This window comes from Streptomyces sp. NPDC051578 (genome assembly GCF_044454045.1).
Taxonomy (GTDB): domain Bacteria; phylum Actinomycetota; class Actinomycetes; order Streptomycetales; family Streptomycetaceae; genus Streptomyces.
This window is the reverse complement of record NZ_JBITDH010000003.1, coordinates 324,199-343,771: the sequence shown is the minus strand read 5'-3', so window position 1 is coordinate 343,771 and position 19,573 is coordinate 324,199. Positions and strand designations below refer to the sequence as shown.

Below are 19,573 nucleotides of genomic sequence, written 5' to 3'. Positions count from 1 at the left end.
GCGGGCCGTGATTCGCTTTAAACCCGGCCCCATTCCCACCGGTCCTGGGGGGTGCTCGGGCCCGGGGGGGGGGGGGCGCCGGGGGGGGGGGGGCGCGGGGGGCCCCCCGCCCCCCCGCGGCGGCGGCGCTCCACCGTTTTCAGCGCCCGAGGGCCTTCTTGAGCTGCTCCTTGTTCATCGCGGAGCGGCCCTCGATGCCCCGCTTCTTCGCCTCCTCGTACAGCGCCTCGCGGGTGGGCCCCGAGGAACCGCTGCCGGAGCCCGTGCCACGGCCGGAGCCGGAGCCGGACGAGCTGCGGCTCGACGACTTCGTCTCGCCGGAGCGGGCCCGCTCCTTGTTCACCGTACGGCCGGCCATCTCCTTCGCCCGGCCCTCCGACATGCCGCGCTCCTGACCGGACTCCTTGATGTGCTCGTACTGACGCTCGCGCTTACCGCTGGATCCTCGGGGCATCGCAGTTCTCCTCACGCACAGGGGTGACGCACAGGGGTGGACACGGCCATGCTGCGGGCCGGCGCCGGCTCCCGCACCCCGGAGCAGCCACCCGGAGGTACGCCGCCCCGTCGACCGCCCCCGTCCGGCCCCTTCGGCAAACCCGGGCGTCCACAACGGGATGGGCGTACGGGTGAAACCTTCCGCCGTGTCACGCGCCCCGGGCCGTCGGCCGGTCACCCCGCTGGCACAGTGGCCGCACCCACCTCCGGCAAAGGAGTTCCACGTGCTCGAACGCAAGCGGCGCAAGAACGGGACCGAAGTCACCTTCGTCCTTCCGGCCGACAATCCGCCGGGGCCGGTCAGCGTGGTGGGCGACTTCAACGACTGGCAGCCGGGCACCCACGTGCTGGCCCCCCGCGAGGACGGCCTGCGCGCCGTGACCATCGAACTCAGCGGCAAGAAGACGCACACGTTCCGGTACCTCGCCGCGGGCGACTACTGGTTCGACGAGGAGCAGGCCGACGGCCACGACGGCACCAACAGCCACCTGCGCACCTGAGCCCGCGGCACCCGGCCCCGCACCGGAGGTCCGGCGGGTGCCCGCCGGTTCAGCCGAGCAGTTCCAGTACCGCCGCCTCCACTTCGCCGTGGGTGGCCGGGTGCCCGTAGACGACGTCCGCGCCGAGCCGGTCCAGCGCGGGCTTGATCGTGACACCGCCCTCGTAGAGCTCGAAGAGCCTCGGGTTGATGTAGGAGGAGCGGCAGACCGCCGGCGTGTTGCCCAGGTAGCCGCTTACCTCGCGCACCGCACGTGCCACCGCCTTCGTACGCCGGGCCCGGGACTCACCGGCCACGTCCACCGAGACGGCGAGGGCGACGGCGGCCAGGACCGTCGCGTGCCAGGTCCGGAAGTCCTTGGCGGTGATGTCCGTACCGGACCTGCTGCGCAGGTAGTCGTTGACGTCGTCGGCGCGCACGTCGCGCCAGACGCCGCCCTGCCGGTACACGAAGAGCTGGGACTGCCCGACGCGTCGGCGCAGCAGGGACCTCACGACGGCGTACGCGGCGGGGTCGACCAGGGCGCGGGTCTGCTCCTGCCCGGATTTTCCGGGGTAGCGGAAACAGACCTCGCCCCGGCTGCAGACGGCGTGTTCCCGTAGCAGCGTGGTCAGCCCGTACGCCTGGTGGTCGCGCCGGTAGGCGGCTCCGCCCACGCGGAAGAAGCCGAGGTCGAGCAGGCGCGCCGAGCAGGCCAGGACCCGGTCCCGGCCCAGGCCCCGCGTCCCGAGGTCCGCTTCGATGCCCTGGCGCAGGCGCGGGAGACGCGTCGCGACGTCCAGGACGTGTTCGTGCTTGGCGGCCTCCTGGCGCTCCCGGAACGCCGGGTGGTACAGGTACTGCCGGCGGCCCGCCTCATCGGTCCCCATCGCCTGGATGTGGCCGCCGGGCCACGGGCAGATCCATACGTCGGTCCAGGCGGGCGGGATCGCCAGTGCGCGCAGCCGCTCGCGTTCCGAGGGGTCCGCGATCGGGGCCCCCGTCAGGTCCAGGTAGCGAAAACCCCGGCCGTGGCGTACCCGGACGTATCCGGGCCGGTCGGGGCAACTCGTGCGCAGCCGCATGGTCCTCCTCCGCTGACGCCCGGCGTCTGCCCCGTTCCCGTGGGGATACTCCCCGGTACGCGCGTCCGTGCCACCGGTGGCCCGGGCGGCGTCCAGTGCCGCGACCGGAAAGGTCCACCAGGTCGCGGCCACAGCACTAGAGTTCGTCCGCATGGTGCACGTACTGGGCAGCAGGATGCTGCTGACCCCCACCGACCCCGACCGTTCGCGCGCGTTCTACGGCGGGGCGCTGGGCCTCGCCGTGTACCGGGAGTTCGGTACGGGGCCCGAGCGGGGGACGGTCTACTTCCTCGGCGGCGGGTTCCTGGAGGTCTCCGGCCGCTCCGAGACCCCGCCGGCCCCCGGGATGCGGCTGTGGCTCCAAGTCGCCGACGTGCAGGCGGCGTACCGGGAGCTGCTGGGGCGGGGGGTCGCGGTGCTGCGGCCGCCGCTGCAGGAGCCGTGGGGGCTGATTGAGATGTGGATCGAGGACCCGGACGGGGTGCGGATCGCCGTCGTGGAGGTGCCGGCGGACCATCCGCTGCGACTGCGCCCGTGAGCCCCGGGTGCGGACCGTGGCGGCCGTGTCGTACGCCACGATCCGCGCCTGGTCATTCCAATGGGGCTGATGCGGCCGTTATCGTGACGATTCCCCCTTTTCCTATCCGCCCCGGATGGTCACCAGTGCCCGTAGACACCTCCCTGTCCCCGCTCATAGCGGCGACGGCGCACTGGCTGGTCCGCGCCTACCCCGCCGGCGGCGGCGCGCTCCAGCGGGGCCTGGCCGAGGCCCAGGCCCGCCAGGCCGTCACGGCCGCCGCGTGGCTGCGGTACCCGACGGACCTCGACGCCCAGCTGGTCGCGCTGACCGGGCCGGGCGGCTCGGGCCGCCTGGACTGGATCACCGGTGCGGACGCCTCCTCCGAGGAGGAGCGGGAGGACGTCTGGCGCAGCTGGGTCGACGAGGTCGTGGCCAGCTGGGCGGCGTGCCTGCTGACCGCGCCCCCGCTGGCCTCGGCGGCGGTGGAAGCGCTGGCCGGGACCGACCACGCCGGCGCCGTCCCGGTGGCCTTCCGGCGCCTGACGGATCCCGAGGCGAACGACCGCGACGCGGCGGCGCTGCTGCGCCACCCGGACCTGCTGGCGCCGATAGCAGACCTGCACCGCCCGGGGCTGCTGGACTGCCTTGGGGCGGACACCGCCCTGGCGGGCTGAGCGGGGCGCGCGGCCCGTTTCCGGGGAACCGCGCCGGGTAGGGGCCGCCGTGCGGGGTGCGGTCTTGGCCATCCCGGCCGCGACGGAGGCCGCATTCCGCCCGGCGCGCCGTCGACGGCTCGCCGGAGCGTCCACCCGTACGCGCGACAGGGGGCGCCGCGCGCGGCGACACGACCGAGGATGGGGGCATGTCCGCCCGACTGGTCATCTACCCTCCGGACGAGAACGGCTGGCGCCGGGTGCGTTACGACGGCGTCGCCATCGGCGTGGCCCACAAGCCCTCCGACATCCTCGTCTTCCTGAGCGCGGCCGGGATGGAGGATCCCGGGGAACTGGACCTCACCGATCCCGAGCTCGTCGAGTGGCGCGGCCCGGGCCCCGAGTCGTGGGCGGAATCACCTCCCTGAGCACCGCCCGGGAAACGCCCGCAGCTCCCCGGCCGACGGGCCGGCCGACGTACGAGAGGAGGCCCGCGAGGTGGAACATCCGAACGGGAACGTGCCGCCCCAGCCGACCCGCGAGAAGGCGGCCCAGGTCGCCCTCTCCCTCCAGGACAGCCGCCGGACGGTGATGACGGCCGCGGCCGGCGCCCTCGCCGTGGCCGCGGCCTTCGTCGCACACCGGCGCCGCTGCCGCTCCTGAGGACCCTCGCGCCGGGTCCGGCCGGTTCCGTGCGGCGCCACGGGGCACGCGTGACAGGGACACGCTCGTCCGACGAAAAGGATCCCCATGCTCGCCGTCGCGCTGCTCACTCCCCCCGTCACGCTGGCCGCGGTGCTGGCCCTCGGGAGGTACGAAGAACGCCTCCTCGGGGCATCGCCCGCCGCGCGGGGCCGCCGCCTGCCGGTGCCCCCTCCCGCGCGGGCCCACCGGCCGCCGGGCGCGCACGCCCGTCCGTGGGTCGCCGGCAAGGTCACTCGCTTTCCCGTACGAAATGAGCTGGTTTGAGAGGCCCGCCGCACGGCAAGGGGCGATAGGCGACGCACCCGTCACGAATCTCATCCCGATGCACACAGGAAGGACCGACCCATGCGTGTGGCGTTTTTGACGGCTACGGAGGGCGTCGAGCAGATCGAGCTCACCCAGCCGTGGCAAGCAGTGATCGACGCGGGCGGCAACCCGCAGCTCGTCTCGACGGAGCCGGGCCGCGTCCAGGCCTTCAACCACCTCGACAAGGCGGACACCTTCCCCATCGACCTCGTCGTCTCGCAGGCCTCGGCGGAGGACTTCGACGGACTGGTCCTACCGGGTGGTGTGGCCAACCCGGACGCGCTGCGGATGAAGCCCGAGGCGGTGGCCTTCGTACAGAGCTTCTTCGACAGCGGCAAGCCGGTCGCGGCGATCTGCCACGCCCCTTGGACCCTGGTGGAAGCGGACCGCGTCCGCGGCCGCACGCTGACCTCGTGGCCGAGCCTGCGCACGGACATCGAGAACGCGGGCGGGACCTGGGTCGACGAGGCCGTGCAGGTGTGCACGGCCGGCCCCAACACGCTCGTCACCAGCCGCAAGCCCGATGACCTGCCGGTGTTCTGCAAGACCTTCCTGACCGAGTTCAACCGCTGAGAGGACACCACTGCGCATGGGCATCATCGCCTGGATCCTGATCGGCCTGCTGGCCGGGCTCATCGCCAAGGCCATCACCCCGGGGAGGGACCCCGGCGGCTGCCTGATCACGATGTTGATCGGCATCGTCGGCGGCCTGCTCGGCGGGTGGCTCGGCAAGGTGATCTTCGGGGTGAACTCGATCAACGGCTTCTTCCACCTTTCGACGTGGATCGCGGCCGTCGTCGGTTCCGTCATCGTGCTGCTGGTCTACCGGCTGATCGCCGGGCACAGGCGCACCTGACGGCCGCCCCTTGGCGAAAGCCGGCCCCCGCCGCTGCGCGGGAGGCCGGCTTTCGCCCGTCCGGGCCTTTTCGCGCCGGGCGCGCGATCCCCTTCGGGTCGCCTCACCACCGGCGCGGCCGGCGGCCCTCGTCGTTCGCGGGGCGCAGCCGCAACTGGTCGGCGAGGCGGTGCAGGCGGGGGAAGCGCTCACGCCGCAGCTGCGAGTGCCGGTCGAGTTCCTCGATGAGCCGCTCGGAACGTTTCTCCACGCCGAGTTCGTCCAGCACCCGGTCCGCCTCGGCGAGCAGGGCGCCCGAGAGCTGCCACTGACCGGGGTCGGTGCGGACCTGTTCCAGGAGCAGCCCGGCGAGCCGGTCCCGGCTCTGGCGGGCGGTCTTGAGTTCTTCGGTCAGCCTGCTCTCGGCTTCCTCGGCGTTGGCACTGACCTGCGCGGTGATCAGCTGGGCGAAGCTCTCGACGGCGATGGCCGTGTGCGCGTAGAGCTCCCGCAGCGCCTGGGCGATGTGCGCAGGGAACAGCGGTCCCTCGGGCCGCGTCTGCGCCAGGTCGGTCAGCGTGCGGCAGGAGACGCGCAGCACCACCGCGCAGATCTCCAGGGTGTCGAGTCCGGTGCGCAGCACCAGGCGGAACAGGAGCCCTTCGCGCACGCGCGGGTTCATCCGCAGGCTGTCCTCGGCCTGCCGCAGGGCGGCGTCGACCTGGGCGATGTCGTTGTCGAGCCGGCGCGCCTCGTGCAGGCGGGCGGCGGCCTTCTCCACCGGGGTGTGCTCGTCGAGTTCGTCGGTGATGTGCACCATCAGGGCGCGCATCCGCCGGGCGAGGTCGGTGATCGCCTCGCTCGCCGGCCCGACCCATACGGGCGGCACGAACAGCACGTTGAACAGCAGGCCGACGGCGGCGCCGATCAGGGTTTCCAGCACCCGGTCCCAGGCGGTGTCGGCCACCCGGGTGACGCCGAGGACCAGCATGGCGCTGATCGCGACTTCGGGGACGAACTCGCCCGCCTTCACGAGCGGTCCGATGGTGAGCGAGACCAGGATGATCAGACCGAGGCTCCACCAGGTCAGACCGACGAGCGCGCTGAATCCGATCGCGAGCAGCACCCCGGCCACCACGGAGTTGACCCGGCGGATGCCGGTGGTGAGGGTCGAGTAGAGGGTGACCTGTACGACGAGCAGCGCGGTGAGCGGAGCGGTCAGCGGGGCCGGTTCACCGCTGAGCCGCAGGGCGACGACGTACGAGATCACGGCGGCCGCGGTGGAACGGACGGTCTGTACGACGGCGGGCTCCCGGTGCCGGCGCACCAGCTGACGCAATGGAGCAGAGAGTGACATGACCCGCCCTTTCCCCTTCGCGTGAAGATCAACGCGGTGCGGCGCGCGCAGTACACACCGGATATGTCACGACACGCTACGTGAGGAGCAATGCCCCGACGGCTCACTGCGCGGCGGTTCACTGGGTGGCCTGAATCAGACCACCGGCACGAGCGAGGAGAGCGGCATGGGCCACGGCGGCGACGTCATCGCGGAACTCACCACGGACCACGAGGAGGTGGAGGAGCTCTTCACCAACATCCAGGAACTGCCGTCGGGCGACGCGCGCAGGAAGCACTACGCGGACCAGGCCATCATGGAGCTGGTCCGGCACTCCGTGGCCGAGGAGTCGTACCTGTACCCGGCCGTCCGCGAGCACCTTCCCCAAGGGGACAGCATCGCGGACAAGGAGCTCGAGGACCACGCGATGGCCGAGCGCACCATGAAGGACCTGGAGGGCTGTGACGCGGACGACCCGCGTTTCGACGCCCTGATGACCAAGCTCATGGCCGAGATCCGGGCCCACGTGGCCGACGAGGAGAACAACCTCTTCCCCCAGCTGCGCGCCGCCTGTACCCCGGACATGCTCAACAAGCTCGGTGACAAGGTCCGCCAGGCGAAGAAGACGGCCCCGACCCGGCCGCACCCCGCGGCGCCCGACAAGCCGCCGGCCAACAAGCTGCTCGCTCCCGGAGTGGGCATGGTCGACCGGCTGCGCGACGCGATGAGCGGGCGGGGCAAGGACTGACGCTCCCCCGGGGCGGCGGCTCCGCAGACCGGTGGCCTCGGGCCTCCGGGGCCGCCGCGCGGCCGCGCCGTGCGGGGACACGGCGCCGTTCCGCCGCGCGGTTCCGCCGCACGGCGCATTTCGCAGGAAACGGCGGCAAAAGCACCGCTCTGCGGCACATGGGGGGGTCGCGCCACGGGCAGGCGCACCCACGTCACCGCCACGGCGCGCAGAAGGACAGCGTCCATGGACACCTCACTCGTCCAGCACCGCATCACGCTCGCCCCGCGGCCGGGGGCCAACGCGGTCGCCCGCGACACCGCCCACCGTTTCCTGGCCGACGCGAGGGAGCACGGCCGCGCCGTACCGGACCCGGCCCCGGACACCCTGCTGCTCCTGGTCACCGAGCTCGTCACGAACGCGCTGCGCCACACCGACGGCCCCTGCACCCTCACTCTGACGCTGCACGGGGGCGCGATCGACGTGGACGTCACGGACACCAGCCCGCACCCGCCCACGCCCCGGGCGCCCGACCACAGGGGGCTGGGGGGCTGGGGGTGGAACCTCGTGCACCACCTGACCGAATCCGTCGAGATCCGGCCGACCGCGGACGGCGGGAAGACCATCCACGCACGTATCGCCCTGGAGTGACCGCCGGGCCCCGGCCGGAACGCGCCTCTGACCACGATTTGACCGCATAGCGGGATACTGGATGCCCGATACCGGGCACGCTCAGGCCCGAAGCGGCAGGAGAAGCGGAGGCGACGAGCGGATGACCGAGACACCCCTACCCCAGCGCCGCCGCACGCCCGCGGCCGGCGACCCCGCCGTCACCGCCGCGACGGCGGCTCGTGCCCGCACCGAGCTGGCGACGGGGATCTTGATGGCCCTGGTTCCCTGCAGCGCGGAAACCGCGCGCCGGCTGCTCCAGGCGGCCGCGGAGGAAGCCGGTACGACGCCGCAGGAGAGCGCCGGAGCGGCCGTGGCCCTGCTCTCCGGCCAGGACGGGCCCACCCCGGTCCAGGAGGCACTGCGCACGGCCATGCGCCGGGCCAGGTCCGGGCCGGAGCAGGGGGCCGGGGCGCGGCTGCTCCCGCGGCCGGACGTCCTGCGCGAGCACGTCGCCCGCTTCCGGGCGCTGCGCCGGGAGGTGCTGGCGGCACCGGGGGACCTAGCCCTGCAGCGGGCGCTGGACGACGCCGTGTACACGCTGTGCGTGATGATGGGCCGCCGCACGCCGCACGATGCGCTCAAGGCCGCCGAGACGCTGGCCGGCGCGCAGCAGCAGCCGTCGCAGGACGACGGGGACGCCTGACGCAACGGACGGCTCCGCCCGGTGGTCACCGGGCGGAGCCGTCGGCTCTCGTGTGTCCGTGGTGGCAGGTGCCGGATGGTGTCAGAGCGAGCCCTTGGTGCCCCTTGCACCCTTGGCCCGGGTCTTGGTTTCTTCCAGCGCGCTCTTCGCCTCGCCCTTGGCCTGGTCCATCTTGCCTTCGGCGGCCATCTTGTCGCTGCCGGTGGCCTTGCCCGCGACTTCCTTGATCTTGCCCTTTGCCTTGTCCATGCCGCCCTTGCCGGCCATGGTGACCTCCTCGGCTCGGTGTTCGCCTGGTTGTCGTGTTTCCTGCCCGCCGGTCAGGCGGGCCAGGTGCCCGAGACGCGCCGTACGGCGGTGGCGCCGCCGCGTTCGACCGCGGCCTTGACCACGGCGAAGATCGCCCCTTGCAGGGCGGCCGCGAGAAGGATCTCGCGCCAGGCCCTGCCCTCGTCCGTGGCGTTCGGCGCGTCGTCCTCGTGGCCCGCCAGTTTCCAGACCTGTTTGAACGCCACGCCCGCCAGCATGCCGGCGCCGGCGCCGAGCGCCAGTCCCACCGGCTTGTAGGCGATCTTGGCCTTGTTCACCGTCCGCGCTCCCTCCGTCGGCCCCGTTGCTGGTGTCCGGAGCACCTTCGCAGCGGCGTCTTCCCCGACGCCGGCGGGATAAGCCCGGCGCCCGGCGGTTTTCCGCGTACCGCTCAGTGGGGCCCGGCGGGCTCCTCGCGGGGCGGTAGGGCCCCCATCGCCCACCGGATCGTCCCCGTCACCGCCCGCCCGGACAGCAGTACGAGGCCTTCCGGCAGGTACGGCGCCGCGCGCAGCCCCAGCGCCGCCCGCGCCCACGGCGGCAGCGTACGGACGGCGTTGGCCGCCAGGAGGGCGTAGGGGCCGCGGGCGATCCACGGCAGCGGCGGCTCGCGCAGTATGAAGCGGGCCGCGTCCAGGGCCTCCGGCGTGGCGCGCAGTTCGGGCCGGTAGCGGGCGAGCGTGGCCGCGAGGGAGGCACGGTCGGCCGGCGGGTCGGGTACGCCGAGCGCGCGGGCCACCCGGGCGGCGTCGGCGATGTACGCGTCGCAGCCGGCGCCGTCCAAAGGATGGGCGCCGTAGCGCTGGTGGGCGCGCAGGAAGCTGTCGACCTCCGCCACGTGCACCCAGCACAGCAGGTGCGGGTCGGCGGCGTGGTAGGGCTCCCCGGCGGTGGTGGTGCCGCGTATCCGCTCGTGCACCTCGCGCACGTGGTCGACGGCCCGCTGGGCGTCCTCGGCGGTGCCGTAGGTGGTGACGGCGAGGAAGGTGCTGGTGCGCTGGAGCCGACCCCAGGGGTCGCCCCGGAAGCCGGAGTGGGCGGCGACGGCGGCCATCGCCCGCGGGTGCAGGGATTGCAGCAGGAGCGCACTGAGGCCGCCGATGAACATGGAGGCGTCCCCGTGGACGGTGCGGATGGGCCGCCCGGGGCCGAACCAGCGCGGGCCGGGGGTGCCGTGGATGCGGGCGCGGTTCTGCCGGCCGGCCGGCCCGGCCACGTGGGTGAACAGGCTGGTGCCGACCCGTTCCCGCAAGCCCTGGGCCGGCCGCTGCGACATGTCCATGCTCCCATCCTGCCGCGCGGCCGGGCGGGCGGGGAGTCCCCGGACCGGCCCGGCCGTGGGGCGGCTCAGGCGGAAAGCGCCTGCGAGACCACCGACCGCGCCGCTTCCTGGACTTCGGCGAGGTGCCCGGGGCCCCGGAAGGATTCCGCGTAGATCTTGTAGACGTCCTCGGTGCCCGAGGGGCGGGCAGCGAACCAGGCGTGGCCGGTGGTCACCTTGATCCCGCCGAACGCGGCGCCGTTGCCCGGGGCGCTGGTCAGCACGCCGGTGACGGCGTCACCCGCCAGGGTGTCCGCGGTGACCTGCTGCGGGGAGAGCCGGCCCAGTACCGCCTTCTCCTCCCGGGTGGCCGGTGCGTCGACCCGCGCGTACGCGGGCTCGCCGAACCGGGCGGTGAGCGCGGCGTACCGCTCGGAGGGGCTCTGCCCCGTCACCGCGAGGATCTCCGACGCGAGCAGGGCGAGGAGGATGCCGTCCTTGTCGGTGGTCCACACGGAGCCGTCGCGGCGCAGGAAGGAGGCCCCGGCCGACTCCTCGCCGCCGAACCCGAGGGCGCCGCCGGCGAGCCCGTCCACGAACCACTTGAAGCCGACGGGTACTTCGACCAGTTCACGCCCGAGGTCGGCGGCCACCCGGTCGATCATCCCGGAGGAGACGAGCGTCTTGCCGATGCCCGCCGAGGCCGGCCACCCCTCGCGGTGGCGGTAGAGGTAATCGATCGCGGTGGCGAGGTAGTGGTTGGGGTTCATCAGGCCGCCGTCCGGTGTGACGATGCCGTGCCGGTCGGCGTCGGCGTCGTTTCCGGTCGTCAGGTCGAACCGGTCCCGGCCCTCGATCAGGGAGGCCATCGCGTACGGGGACGAGCAGTCCATGCGGATCTTCCCGTCCCAGTCCAGCGTCATGAACCGCCAGGTCGGGTCGGTCTCCGGGTTGACGACGGTCAGGTCGAGCCGGTGTTCCTCGGCGATGCGCCCCCAGTAGGCGACGGAGGCGCCCCCGAGCGGGTCGGCGCCGATGCGCACGCCCGTGGAGCGGACGGCGTCGAGGTCGAGCACGGAGGGCAGGTCGCGGACGTAGGCGCCGAGGAAGTCGTACCGGCCGGTGGTGGCGGCCGCGAGGGCCCGGGCGTACGGCAGTCTGCGCACCTCCTTCGAGCCGCCGGCGATGATCTCGTTGGCCCGCTCCTGGATCCAGCCGGTCGCCTCCGAACCGGCGGGCCCGCCGTGGGGCGGGTTGTACTTGAACCCGCCGTCGGCGGGCGGGTTGTGCGAGGGGGTGACGACCACCCCGTCCGCGAGGGCGCCGGTACGTCCGCGGTTGTGGGTCAAGATGGCGTGCGAGACCGCGGGCGTGGGGGTGTAGCCGTCGTCGGTGTCGAGGAGCACGTCCACGCCGTTGGCGGCGAACACCTCGACGGCCGTCACCCGGGCGGGTTCGGACAGCGCGTGCGTGTCGGCGCCGAGGAACAGCGGGCCGTCCACGCCCTGCCGGGCCCGGTACTCGCAGATGGCCTGGCTCGTGGCCGCGATGTGGTCCTCGTTGAAGGCGGTCGCGAGGGACGATCCGCGGTGCCCCGAGGTGCCGAAGCTGACCCGCTGGTCCGGATCGGCGGGATCCGGGTGCAGGGCGTAGTACGCGGTCACCAGCCGGGACACGTCGATGAGGTCCTCCGCCCGCGCCTGCTGGCCCGCTCGCTCGTTCGGCATCCGTCCGCTCCTCCGTGTCGCTCGCGACGTCACTGCTGTGTGTCCGGGTACTTCGTGTGTCCGGGTACTTCGCTGCCGACTTCGTTCGCCGGGCGCTTCCCTCCCCACGGCCTACCCAGCATGGGCGACTCCTACCGGCCGGGTTCGCTGCGTTCGTCCGGGTTTGGACCGGCAGTCAGCGGTTAGCCGCACCGTGCCGGGGCACGCGCGACGGCGTCCGCGCGCTTCGGCCTGCCCCCGGACCCGGGGGCGGTGGAGCGCTCACCGAGGAGGTTGTGCCACGTGGAACGCAGCAGCGGGACCCCTGACCCCACCACCATGTACCCCCGGCCGGATTTCCCACAGCAGGACCAGGAGCATCCGGGCCGCACGGGGCCGATGGAGCCGGCGCCCGACCACGGCGAGACGTCCTACCGGGGCCACGGCCTGCTGGAGGATCGCAAGACCGTGATCACGGGCGGGGACTCCGGCATCGGCCGGGCGGTCGCGATCGCGTACGCCCGCGAGGGCGCCGACGTGCTCTTCACCTACCTCCCCGAGGAGGAGGAAGACGCCCGGCAGACCTAGCGCCTGGTGGAGGAGGCGGGCCGCAAGGCGGTGGCCGTGGTCTGCGACATCCGCGAGGAGGAGCAGTGCCGGGCGCTGGTGGACCGGGCGGTCACCGAGTTCGGCCGGATCGACGTCCTGGTGAACAACGCCGCCTACCAGATGGCGCAGCCGGAGGGGATCTCCGCGATCACCACCGAGCAGTTCGACCGGGTCGTGCGCACCAACCTCTACGGGATGTTCTGGCTCTCGAAGATGGCCCTCCCCCACATCCCGTCGGGCGGGAGCATCATCAACACCACCTCGGTGCAGGCCTACAAGCCGAGCCCGCCGCTGCTGGACTACGCGATGACCAAGGGCGCCATCGTCACCTTCACCCAGGGACTGGCGCAGATGACGGCGTCCGACGGCATCCGGGTCAACGCGGTGGCTCCCGGACCCGTGTGGACCCCGCTGATCCCGGCCACCATGCCCGACACCGCCGAATTCGGCGCGCAGTCGCCGCTGGGCCGTCCGGCCCAACCCGCGGAACTGGCGCCCGCCTACGTCTTCCTCGCCTCCACGCAGGCGAGCTACCTCACCGCGGAGATCCTCAACGCCACCGGCGGGACGCCGCTCCCCTGACATCGGAGGACATGTGTCACACGACCACGAGGCCCTGTACGACCGGATCGAGGAGGAGGTGGCCCGGCGCGCCGACCGGCTCTGGGACATCAGCTGCGCCCTGCACCGCGATCCCGAGACCGCCTACGCGGAGCACCGTTCGTCCGCGCTGCTGAGCGCGGAGTTCGAGCGGGAGGGGTTCGCCGTCGAACGGGGCACGGCCGGGCTGCCGACCGCGTTCGTCGCCCGGTCGGGCGGCGGGGAGGGGCCCCGGGTGGCCCTGCTGATGGAGTACGACGCGCTGCCCGGCCTGGGGCACGCCTGCGGGCACAACCTGATCGCGGCCGCCGGGCTGGGCGCGGCGGCCGCGGTACGGGCGGCCCTCGGCGCCGGCGGGGGCACGGTCCTGGCCGTGGGGACGCCGGCCGAGGAGCGGGGCGGCGGCAAGGTGGAGCTGGTGTCGGCGGGGGTGTTCGACGGGGTCGACGCCGCGCTGATGTTCCACCCGGGGGTGCACAGCTGGGCGTGGGCGCCGCTGACGGCGCAGCGTCAGCTCCGGGTCGGCTTCCACGGCCGCGCCGCCCACCCCACCGGCAACCCGACGGAGGGCATCGACGCGCTCGCCGCTCTGGTGCAGCTGTTCAACACCACCGCCGTCCTCAGTCGGCGGCTGCCCGCCGGCTCGCACGTCCAGGGGATCGTGACGGACGGCGGCGAGTCCACCAACGTCGTACCCGCCTACGCGGAGGGCCTGTTCGGGCTGCGCGGGGCGACGACGGCCGCGCTGGAGGAACTGGCGGCGGAACTCGAAGCCTGCGCCGAGGGAGTGGCCAAGGCGACGGGCACCAAGGCCGAGGTCACCCCGGTCGGAACGGGCTACCGGCACTTCCGCAACAACCGGGCGCTGTCCGACCGGTTCACCCACCACATCGGGCGGGCCGGCGTCGCGCTCGGGGATCCGGCGCCGGGCGTGTACCTGGGCTCCTCGGACATCGGTGACGTCAGCCACCGGGTCCCGGCCATCCACCCGTTCGTGGCCATCATGGACGAGCCGGGTTCCGACCACACCCCTGGTTTCGCTCTCGCCGCGGCCGCCCCGCGGGGACGGCGGGCGATGCTCGCCTCGGCGCGGGCGCTGGCCTGCACGGCGGCGGACGTGCTGCTGGACCCCGCGTTGAAGGAGACGGCCTGGGCACAGCTGCGGTCGCAGGCCGCGTCGGGCGGATGACCGTACGGTGGCGGCATGCGCCTGCTGCTGATCTCCGACACGCACCTGCCGACCCGCGCCAAGGCGCTCCCGGCCGCCCTGGTCGAGGAGTGCGGCCGGGCGGACGTCGTGATCCACGCGGGTGACTGGGTCGACGAGGACGCCTACGCGCTGGTCGCGCGCCACGCCCGCGAGCTGATCGGGGTGCACGGCAACAACGACAGCCCGGGGTTGTGCGAGCGGCTGCCCGAGGTGGCGAGGGCGGTACTGGAGGGCGTGCGGGTGGGAGTGGTGCACGAGACCGGGGCCGCCGCCGGGCGGGAGGCACGGTGCGAGCGGCGGTTCCCGGACCTGGACGTCCTGGTGTTCGGCCACAGCCACATCCCCTGGGACACGACCGCGCCCGGGGGCCTGAGGCTGCTGAACCCCGGCTCCCCCACCGACCGGCGCCGCCAGCCCTTCCACACGTACATGACGGCCGTGGCCGCCGGGGGCCGGCTGTCGGAGGTCCGGTTGCACCGGCTGCCGCCCCGGGGCTGACGGCTCACCAGGGGTCGGTGGGCCCGCCCTGCTCCGGGGGGTGGCCGGCGCCGACGAAGACCCGGCCGAGCCCGCTGATCTCCAACAGCCGCAGCAGGTGCTCCGGCACGTTCGTGAGCACCACCGATCCGCCCGCGCTCAGGGCCTGGCGGCGCAGCTGCACGAGGGCGCTGAGGCCGGAGGAGTCGCAGAAGGTGACCGCGGAGACGTCCAGGACGAGGTGCGGGCTGGCGGCGAGCAGCCGCACGCACTCCTCGCGCAGCTGCGGGGCGGTGTTCCAGTCCATGGCGCCGGTGAGCGCGACGACCAGCCGGGGGCCGTCCGCCTCGCGGACGTTCAGTCGCAGGGCGCTGTGGTTCACGGGCCGACTCTCCTGACGGGCTCCCGGGACGGGCGTGCCGGGACGGGGTTCGCGGGTGTCGTCTCACTGCTCCTGGTCGGTCAGGCCGGTGTGCGCCGCCGCCTCCCACCCGGGCTCGGCCGTCGGCCCGAGCCATTCGCACAGCAGGATGGTGGCGTCGTCGCCCAGGCGCCCCTCGTGGTGGTCCATGACCGCCTGGATGAGGCGCCGCAGGGTCTCCGGCACGGGCAGTCCGTCGGCGTGCCGGCGGATGAGGAAGTCGGTGAACCGCTCCAGCCCGAACTCGTTCGAGCCGGGGCGGCGGGCCTCGGTGATGCCGTCGGTGTAGAGCACGAGACGGTCACCGGGCTCCAGCTGCTCGCGGCAGATCCTGACCGGGAGTCTGAGGTCGGTGCCCATGGGGTGCGCCGGCGGACAGGCCAGCTGGGTGCTCCACCGGCCGCCCCTGATCACGAGGGGCGGGTGGTGGCCCCGATTGACCCAGGTCAGCTCGCCGGTGGCGGTGTCCAGGTCGGCGAGGATGCCCGTCACGTACGAGTGGTGGCTGAACTGCTCGATCAGCAGTTCCTCCACCCGTTCGCTGATGCCGACCAGGTCCGCGCCCTGCCTGCGCGAGTTGCGGCAGGCGCCGACCGCGAGGTTGGCCGCCAGCCCGGCCGCGGTGTCGTGGCCCATGGCGTCGAAGATCGACAGGTGTACGACGGGGCCGGCCATGGCGTAGTCGAAGGCGTCGCCGCTGATCTGGTAGGCGGGCTCCATCGCGGCGGCGATCACCACCCGGCCGTCCGCGTAGGTGCGCGGAGGCATCAGGTGCCACTGCATCTCCGCGGCGACGTTCATGGGCGCGGAGCGCACGAGGCGCGCGTAGGAGTCGCTGTGGTCCCGTTTGGTGACGATCAGCAGGGCGAGGAGCGAGGCGAGGGACTCGGCGTCCTGCCGGGCCATCTCGTCGTCGTAGGGGGTGGTCAGCCTGAGCAGGCCGAGGCGTTCGGTGCCGTCCAGCACGGGTACCCACCACTGGAGGCCGTTCTGCCCGGTCACGGGGACGATCTCGCCGTGCTGGTAGGCGCGGCCCGCGAGGGTGCCCTCGACCGGGACCTCGGCGTCCGCGGCCCGGGCGGGCGGCGGGGGTCCGTCGACCCCCTCTCCGGTGAGCAGCCGCAGCACGCGGCCCTGTACGTCGGCCACGTAGACGAACAGGTCGCTGAAACCGGCGTGTTCGGCGTGGGCGCGGGCCTGGACCGGCACGAGTTCCATCGGCATGAGGTGACTGGCCGCGAGCAGGCCCGTCAGCATGCGTCGGCTGCCTCGCTCGCGCTCGGTCGTCACGGAGTCCTCTCTCACGAGCCGCACGTCCACAGCCCAGTGCAGCACAGGGGGCCGGGCGTCGCCTCTCAGGATGCGGGGGCTCGCCGCAGGCCCCGCGCCCGCAGGGCCGTACGGGCGGCGTTGGCGCCTGGGGCGCCGTGCACGCCGCCGCCGGGGTGCGCGGTGGCCGAGGCGAGGTAGAGGCCGCGGACCGGGGTGCCGGGACGGCCGGTACCCGGGACGGGGCGCAGGAGCAGTTGCTGGTGCAGGTTGGTGGTGCCCTGGTTGACGGCGCCGCCGACCAGGGCAGGGTTGAGGCGTTCCAGGTCGGGGGGCGCGAGGACGCGGCGGGCGCGGACGGTGGCGCCGAAGCCCGGGGCGTAGCGCTCGATCTGCGCTTCGACGCGGGCGGCGATCTCCTCCTTCTCCCGTTCGTCCCACTTGCCGGTGATGGCGGCCGCTCCGTCCCGGCCGGCGTCCCCGGTGATGGCCTGCGGGACGTGGGTGTAGGCCCACGCGGACTCGGTGCCTTCCGGGGAGCGGCTGGGGTCCGCGGTGGTCATCTGGCCGAGGACCACGAACGGCACGCGGGGGACCTGGCTCATGGCGATCTGCGCGGAGAAGAGGGTCAGTTCGTCCAGGCCTTCGGCCAGGTGGACGGTCCCGGCGTGCCGGGCGCCCTCGGCGCGCCAGGGGATCGGCCCGGACAGGGCCCAGTCCACCTTGACGGTGGCGAAGTCCCACTGGAAGCGCCGCAGATCGTTGCGCAGCCGCGCGGGCAGGTGCTCCTCCCCCACCAGCCGCTCGTACAGGAGCGGGGCGGGGACGTCGGCCAGGACGGCCCGCCGGGCGGGGATCTCGACGCCGTCCTCGGTGCGTACCGCGACGGCGCGGCCGCCCCGGACCACGACGCGGGTGGCGGCCCGCGCGCAGTACAGGGTTCCGCCGCGTGCCTCCAGCCGGCGCACCAGGGCGGCGGTCAGGGCTCCGGCGCCGCCGACGGGTACGGGGAACCCGTACGCCTGGCCCAGCATGCACATCAGCCAGCCGAAGCCGCCGCCGAGGGCGGACTCGGGGCCGAGATCGGCGTGCAGCGCGTTGCCGGCGATCAGCAGCCGGGCGCCTTCACCGGAGAACTCCTCCTCGCCGAGCCTGCGCGCGGGCAGCAGCATGGTGCGCGCCACCCGGAGCCCCTCGGCCGCGCGCAGCCGCGCCGCGAGCCTGAGGCCCGCGCGGACGGGCGGGAAAGGGGTGAACAGGCATCGCAGCACGTCGTCGCCGATGTGTTGCCAGAGGGCGTAGAGCCGCTCCCAGGCTGCTCCGTCCCCGGGCGCGAAGGCCTCGACGGAGGCCGCGGTGTCGTGGACGTCGCTGCCGAGGACGGCGCAGCGGCCGTCTTCGAGGGGGTGGGCGACCACGGCGGGGGCGCGGCTCCAGCGCAGCCCGTGCCGCTCCAGGTGCAGGGCCCGGATCACCGGGGAGGCCGCCGCGAGCGGGTAGAACGCGCTGAACAGGTCGTGTACGTAATCCGGGTCGAGGCCGCGGTCGCTGCGGACCGCCCCGCCGGGCTCGGGGGCCGCCTCCAGGACCACGACCCGCCAGCCGGCGTCGGCCAGAACGTTGGCGGCGACCAGTCCGTTGGGGCCGGCGCCGATGACCACCGCGTCAGGAGTCGCCATCGGGCCGGGCTCCCTTGGACTCGACGGCCCGGGCCAGGCGCCCGAGCATGCTGCGGTGGCGCAGCTGGACGAGGAGGTCGATGGCGGCGTTGTGGAAGGAGCCTTTGCGGCCGCGCAGGGGGTGTTCGTCGATGACGACGAGCGTGTCCTTGCCCCAGGGCTTGATCTCGATGGCGATGCGGGCGCTGCCCCCCTTGCCCGCCATCGCCTCCAGTTCGAGCCGGTCCGGTGGCTCGCAGGCGCGTACGACGGTCCGTCCCTCGTAGGCGAGGGGGCCGAGCTTGACCCGGTAGCCGATGGTGGCGCCCTCCATCGGCCAGTGTCCGCCGGCCTCCCAGGATTCCTGGGTCCCGACCACCCAGTCGGCGTACCGGCTGCCGTCCCGCAGGACGTCCCACACCCAGGCGGGCGGACGGCGTATGAGCAGGTGCTGCACTGCCATGGCTCCTCCAGGGGCCGGTGACACGGGTGTCCGGCGCCTACCCCGGGCGGCGGGCTTCATACGGGCGCCGGATCGATCAGGTGGCCCGCCGGCGGCCTGCGGCCCGGGCGCCGAGCAGTGCCGTTCCGCCCAGGGCGGTGGCGGCCGCCGTCCTGCGGACCGCCGTGCGCCAGCCGCTGCCGCGTCCGCCGCGCACCGCCGCGCTCCGCCCGGAGGGCGCGTGCAGGGTGCCCGGTGAATCGGGTGCGCCGCCGGCGCGGTCCAGGTACCGGTGCTCGGTGCACCAGGCGAGGGTGGCGCGGGTCAGGCCGGGGGCGAGGGCATGGGCGGCCGCCAGGGACCGGGCGTACGGGCCCACCAGCACGCGGGGTCTGGGGCGGCGCATCGCGGCGGTGACGGCCCGGGCGACCCTCTCGGGTGTCGCCACGGGCGGCAGGGAGCGCAGCTCGCGGCCGGTGTGGTTGGCGGCGTGCCGGAAGAAGGGCGTGTCGACTCCGGCGGGGAGCACCGTGCACACGCTGATGCCGCTCGCCCCCAGGAGGTCGAGTTCCGTGCGCAGGCTTTCGCCGAAGGTGACGAGGGCAGCCTTGGACATCGCGTAGCCCGACATGTACGGGGCCTGCACCACGGCGCCGAGCAGGGAGGCGACGTCGATGAGGACGCCTTCGCCCTGCCCGCGCATGACGGGCACGGCGGCCCGGGCCCCGTTGACGGCGCCGATGACGTTGACGTCGAGGAGGCGGCGCAGTTCGCCCGGGGGCGTCTGGTCGAACCGGCCGAGGATGCCCACGCCGGCCACGTTGGCCCAGACGTCGATCCGGCCGAAGCGGGCGGTGGCGGCCGCGGCGAGGGCGGTCACCGACTCGGGGTCGGTCACGTCGGTGGGGACGGCGAGCGCCTGACCGCCGCGGCGCGCGCACTGCTGTGCCACGCGGTCGAGTTCCCGGGCGCTGCGGGCGGCGAGGACGACGTACGCGCCCCGCCGGGCGCAGGCCAGGGCGGTGGCGCGGCCGATGCCGCTGGAGGCCCCGGTGATGACGACGACCCGGTCCTTGAGCTTCACACCGGGCGTCTGACCGGTACGGCGGGATTCATGCCGCCGGGCGGTGCGCGGTGGCGGGGGCCGGCTCGCCGG

At 73.8% G+C, this 19,573-nt stretch carries 24 protein-coding genes and 1 pseudogene; 13 read left to right on the top strand and 12 right to left on the bottom strand.

Features of this window, described 5'->3' with window-relative positions:
* Positions 1 to 139: 139 nt before the first annotated feature.
* Positions 140 to 454: a plasmid stabilization protein gene (locus tag ACIA6C_RS17620; protein ID WP_399276760.1), complete on the bottom strand. Its 315-nt coding sequence runs from the start codon at positions 452 to 454 to the stop codon at positions 140 to 142.
* A 265-nt stretch (positions 455 to 719) separates the two neighbouring features.
* Between ACIA6C_RS17620 and ACIA6C_RS17615 the strand changes: the two genes are divergently transcribed.
* The gene (locus ACIA6C_RS17615) at positions 720 to 995 is read left to right on the top strand and encodes an isoamylase early set domain-containing protein (protein WP_399276758.1); all 276 of its coding nucleotides are present in this window, start codon (positions 720 to 722) and stop codon (positions 993 to 995) included.
* A gap of 49 nt (positions 996 to 1,044) precedes the next feature.
* Here the strand turns inward: ACIA6C_RS17615 and ACIA6C_RS17610 are convergent, their stop codons facing one another.
* Positions 1,045 to 2,058 carry a DNA topoisomerase IB gene (locus tag ACIA6C_RS17610; protein ID WP_399276756.1) on the bottom strand — a complete coding sequence of 338 codons (1,014 nt, stop codon included), beginning with the start codon at positions 2,056 to 2,058 and terminating at the stop codon, positions 1,045 to 1,047.
* A 151-nt stretch (positions 2,059 to 2,209) separates the two neighbouring features.
* Here ACIA6C_RS17610 and ACIA6C_RS17605 point away from each other — a divergent pair, with 151 nt between their 5' ends.
* From ACIA6C_RS17605 to ACIA6C_RS17580, 6 genes are all read left to right on the top strand, one after another.
* The gene (locus tag ACIA6C_RS17605; RefSeq protein ID WP_399276754.1) at positions 2,210 to 2,596 is read left to right on the top strand and encodes a VOC family protein; all 387 of its coding nucleotides are present in this window, start codon (positions 2,210 to 2,212) and stop codon (positions 2,594 to 2,596) included.
* 125 nt (positions 2,597 to 2,721) lie between these two features.
* Entirely contained in the window at positions 2,722 to 3,252 is a 531-nt protein-coding gene (locus tag ACIA6C_RS17600) for a hypothetical protein (RefSeq protein WP_399276752.1), read from the top strand.
* Positions 3,253 to 3,440: 188 nt separating this feature from the next.
* Positions 3,441 to 3,659, top strand: coding sequence for a hypothetical protein (locus ACIA6C_RS17595; RefSeq protein WP_329200823.1), 219 nt, complete (start codon positions 3,441 to 3,443; stop codon positions 3,657 to 3,659).
* A 70-nt stretch (positions 3,660 to 3,729) separates the two neighbouring features.
* A complete protein-coding gene (locus ACIA6C_RS17590) occupies positions 3,730 to 3,894 on the top strand; it encodes a hypothetical protein (RefSeq protein ID WP_361126339.1) in 165 nt (54 codons plus the stop codon).
* Between the two features lie 387 nt (positions 3,895 to 4,281).
* Positions 4,282 to 4,815 carry a type 1 glutamine amidotransferase domain-containing protein gene (locus ACIA6C_RS17585; protein ID WP_399276750.1) on the top strand — a complete coding sequence of 178 codons (534 nt, stop codon included), beginning with the start codon at positions 4,282 to 4,284 and terminating at the stop codon, positions 4,813 to 4,815.
* A 16-nt stretch (positions 4,816 to 4,831) separates the two neighbouring features.
* The gene (locus ACIA6C_RS17580; protein ID WP_399276748.1) at positions 4,832 to 5,098 is read left to right on the top strand and encodes a GlsB/YeaQ/YmgE family stress response membrane protein; all 267 of its coding nucleotides are present in this window, start codon (positions 4,832 to 4,834) and stop codon (positions 5,096 to 5,098) included.
* Positions 5,099 to 5,201: 103 nt separating this feature from the next.
* Here the strand turns inward: ACIA6C_RS17580 and ACIA6C_RS17575 are convergent, their stop codons facing one another.
* Complete coding sequence (locus tag ACIA6C_RS17575; protein WP_399276746.1) at positions 5,202 to 6,434, bottom strand: aromatic acid exporter family protein; 1,233 nt, start codon at positions 6,432 to 6,434, stop codon at positions 5,202 to 5,204.
* Between the two features lie 166 nt (positions 6,435 to 6,600).
* Between ACIA6C_RS17575 and ACIA6C_RS17570 the strand changes: the two genes are divergently transcribed.
* From ACIA6C_RS17570 to ACIA6C_RS17560, 3 genes are all read left to right on the top strand, one after another.
* On the top strand, positions 6,601 to 7,161 hold the full coding sequence (locus tag ACIA6C_RS17570; protein WP_399276744.1) for a hemerythrin domain-containing protein: 561 nt from the start codon (positions 6,601 to 6,603) through the stop codon (positions 7,159 to 7,161).
* A 225-nt stretch (positions 7,162 to 7,386) separates the two neighbouring features.
* Positions 7,387 to 7,791 carry an ATP-binding protein gene (locus tag ACIA6C_RS17565; RefSeq protein ID WP_399276742.1) on the top strand — a complete coding sequence of 135 codons (405 nt, stop codon included), beginning with the start codon at positions 7,387 to 7,389 and terminating at the stop codon, positions 7,789 to 7,791.
* Between the two features lie 121 nt (positions 7,792 to 7,912).
* On the top strand, positions 7,913 to 8,455 hold the full coding sequence (locus ACIA6C_RS17560) for a DUF5133 domain-containing protein (RefSeq protein ID WP_399276740.1): 543 nt from the start codon (positions 7,913 to 7,915) through the stop codon (positions 8,453 to 8,455).
* An 81-nt stretch (positions 8,456 to 8,536) separates the two neighbouring features.
* Here the strand turns inward: ACIA6C_RS17560 and ACIA6C_RS17555 are convergent, their stop codons facing one another.
* The 4 genes from ACIA6C_RS17555 to pgm form a co-directional block, all read right to left on the bottom strand.
* Positions 8,537 to 8,722 carry a CsbD family protein gene (locus ACIA6C_RS17555; protein WP_399276738.1) on the bottom strand — a complete coding sequence of 62 codons (186 nt, stop codon included), beginning with the start codon at positions 8,720 to 8,722 and terminating at the stop codon, positions 8,537 to 8,539.
* A 53-nt stretch (positions 8,723 to 8,775) separates the two neighbouring features.
* Positions 8,776 to 9,042 carry a DUF4235 domain-containing protein gene (locus tag ACIA6C_RS17550; RefSeq protein ID WP_329200803.1) on the bottom strand — a complete coding sequence of 89 codons (267 nt, stop codon included), beginning with the start codon at positions 9,040 to 9,042 and terminating at the stop codon, positions 8,776 to 8,778.
* 113 nt (positions 9,043 to 9,155) lie between these two features.
* The gene (locus ACIA6C_RS17545; protein WP_399276736.1) at positions 9,156 to 10,046 is read right to left on the bottom strand and encodes an oxygenase MpaB family protein; all 891 of its coding nucleotides are present in this window, start codon (positions 10,044 to 10,046) and stop codon (positions 9,156 to 9,158) included.
* A 65-nt stretch (positions 10,047 to 10,111) separates the two neighbouring features.
* Positions 10,112 to 11,752, bottom strand: coding sequence for a phosphoglucomutase (alpha-D-glucose-1,6-bisphosphate-dependent) (pgm, locus tag ACIA6C_RS17540; RefSeq protein WP_399276734.1), 1,641 nt, complete (start codon positions 11,750 to 11,752; stop codon positions 10,112 to 10,114).
* A 318-nt stretch (positions 11,753 to 12,070) separates the two neighbouring features.
* Here pgm and ACIA6C_RS17535 point away from each other — a divergent pair.
* The 3 genes and pseudogenes from ACIA6C_RS17535 to ACIA6C_RS17525 all read left to right on the top strand — a co-directional run bounded on the left by ACIA6C_RS17535 (position 12,071) and on the right by ACIA6C_RS17525 (position 14,648).
* Positions 12,071 to 12,922: pseudogene (locus tag ACIA6C_RS17535) on the top strand (SDR family oxidoreductase).
* A gap of 13 nt (positions 12,923 to 12,935) precedes the next feature.
* Positions 12,936 to 14,129, top strand: coding sequence for an amidohydrolase (locus tag ACIA6C_RS17530; protein ID WP_399276732.1), 1,194 nt, complete (start codon positions 12,936 to 12,938; stop codon positions 14,127 to 14,129).
* Between the two features lie 15 nt (positions 14,130 to 14,144).
* Positions 14,145 to 14,648, top strand: coding sequence for a metallophosphoesterase family protein (locus tag ACIA6C_RS17525; protein WP_399276730.1), 504 nt, complete (start codon positions 14,145 to 14,147; stop codon positions 14,646 to 14,648).
* Positions 14,649 to 14,652: 4 nt separating this feature from the next.
* Here the strand turns inward: ACIA6C_RS17525 and ACIA6C_RS17520 are convergent, their stop codons facing one another.
* From ACIA6C_RS17520 to ACIA6C_RS17500, 5 genes are all read right to left on the bottom strand, one after another.
* Positions 14,653 to 15,009, bottom strand: coding sequence for an STAS domain-containing protein (locus ACIA6C_RS17520; protein ID WP_399276728.1), 357 nt, complete (start codon positions 15,007 to 15,009; stop codon positions 14,653 to 14,655).
* Between the two features lie 63 nt (positions 15,010 to 15,072).
* A complete protein-coding gene (locus tag ACIA6C_RS17515; protein WP_399277301.1) occupies positions 15,073 to 16,305 on the bottom strand; it encodes a PP2C family protein-serine/threonine phosphatase in 1,233 nt (410 codons plus the stop codon).
* A 98-nt stretch (positions 16,306 to 16,403) separates the two neighbouring features.
* Entirely contained in the window at positions 16,404 to 17,996 is a 1,593-nt protein-coding gene (locus tag ACIA6C_RS17510) for a phytoene desaturase family protein (protein ID WP_399276726.1), read from the bottom strand.
* A complete protein-coding gene (locus ACIA6C_RS17505) occupies positions 17,983 to 18,438 on the bottom strand; it encodes an SRPBCC family protein (RefSeq protein ID WP_399276724.1) in 456 nt (151 codons plus the stop codon). The genes ACIA6C_RS17510 and ACIA6C_RS17505 overlap by 14 nt, the downstream gene beginning before the upstream one ends.
* A 76-nt stretch (positions 18,439 to 18,514) precedes the next feature.
* Positions 18,515 to 19,501: an SDR family NAD(P)-dependent oxidoreductase gene (locus tag ACIA6C_RS17500; protein WP_399276722.1), complete on the bottom strand. Its 987-nt coding sequence runs from the start codon at positions 19,499 to 19,501 to the stop codon at positions 18,515 to 18,517.
* Positions 19,502 to 19,573: the final 72 nt, after the last annotated feature.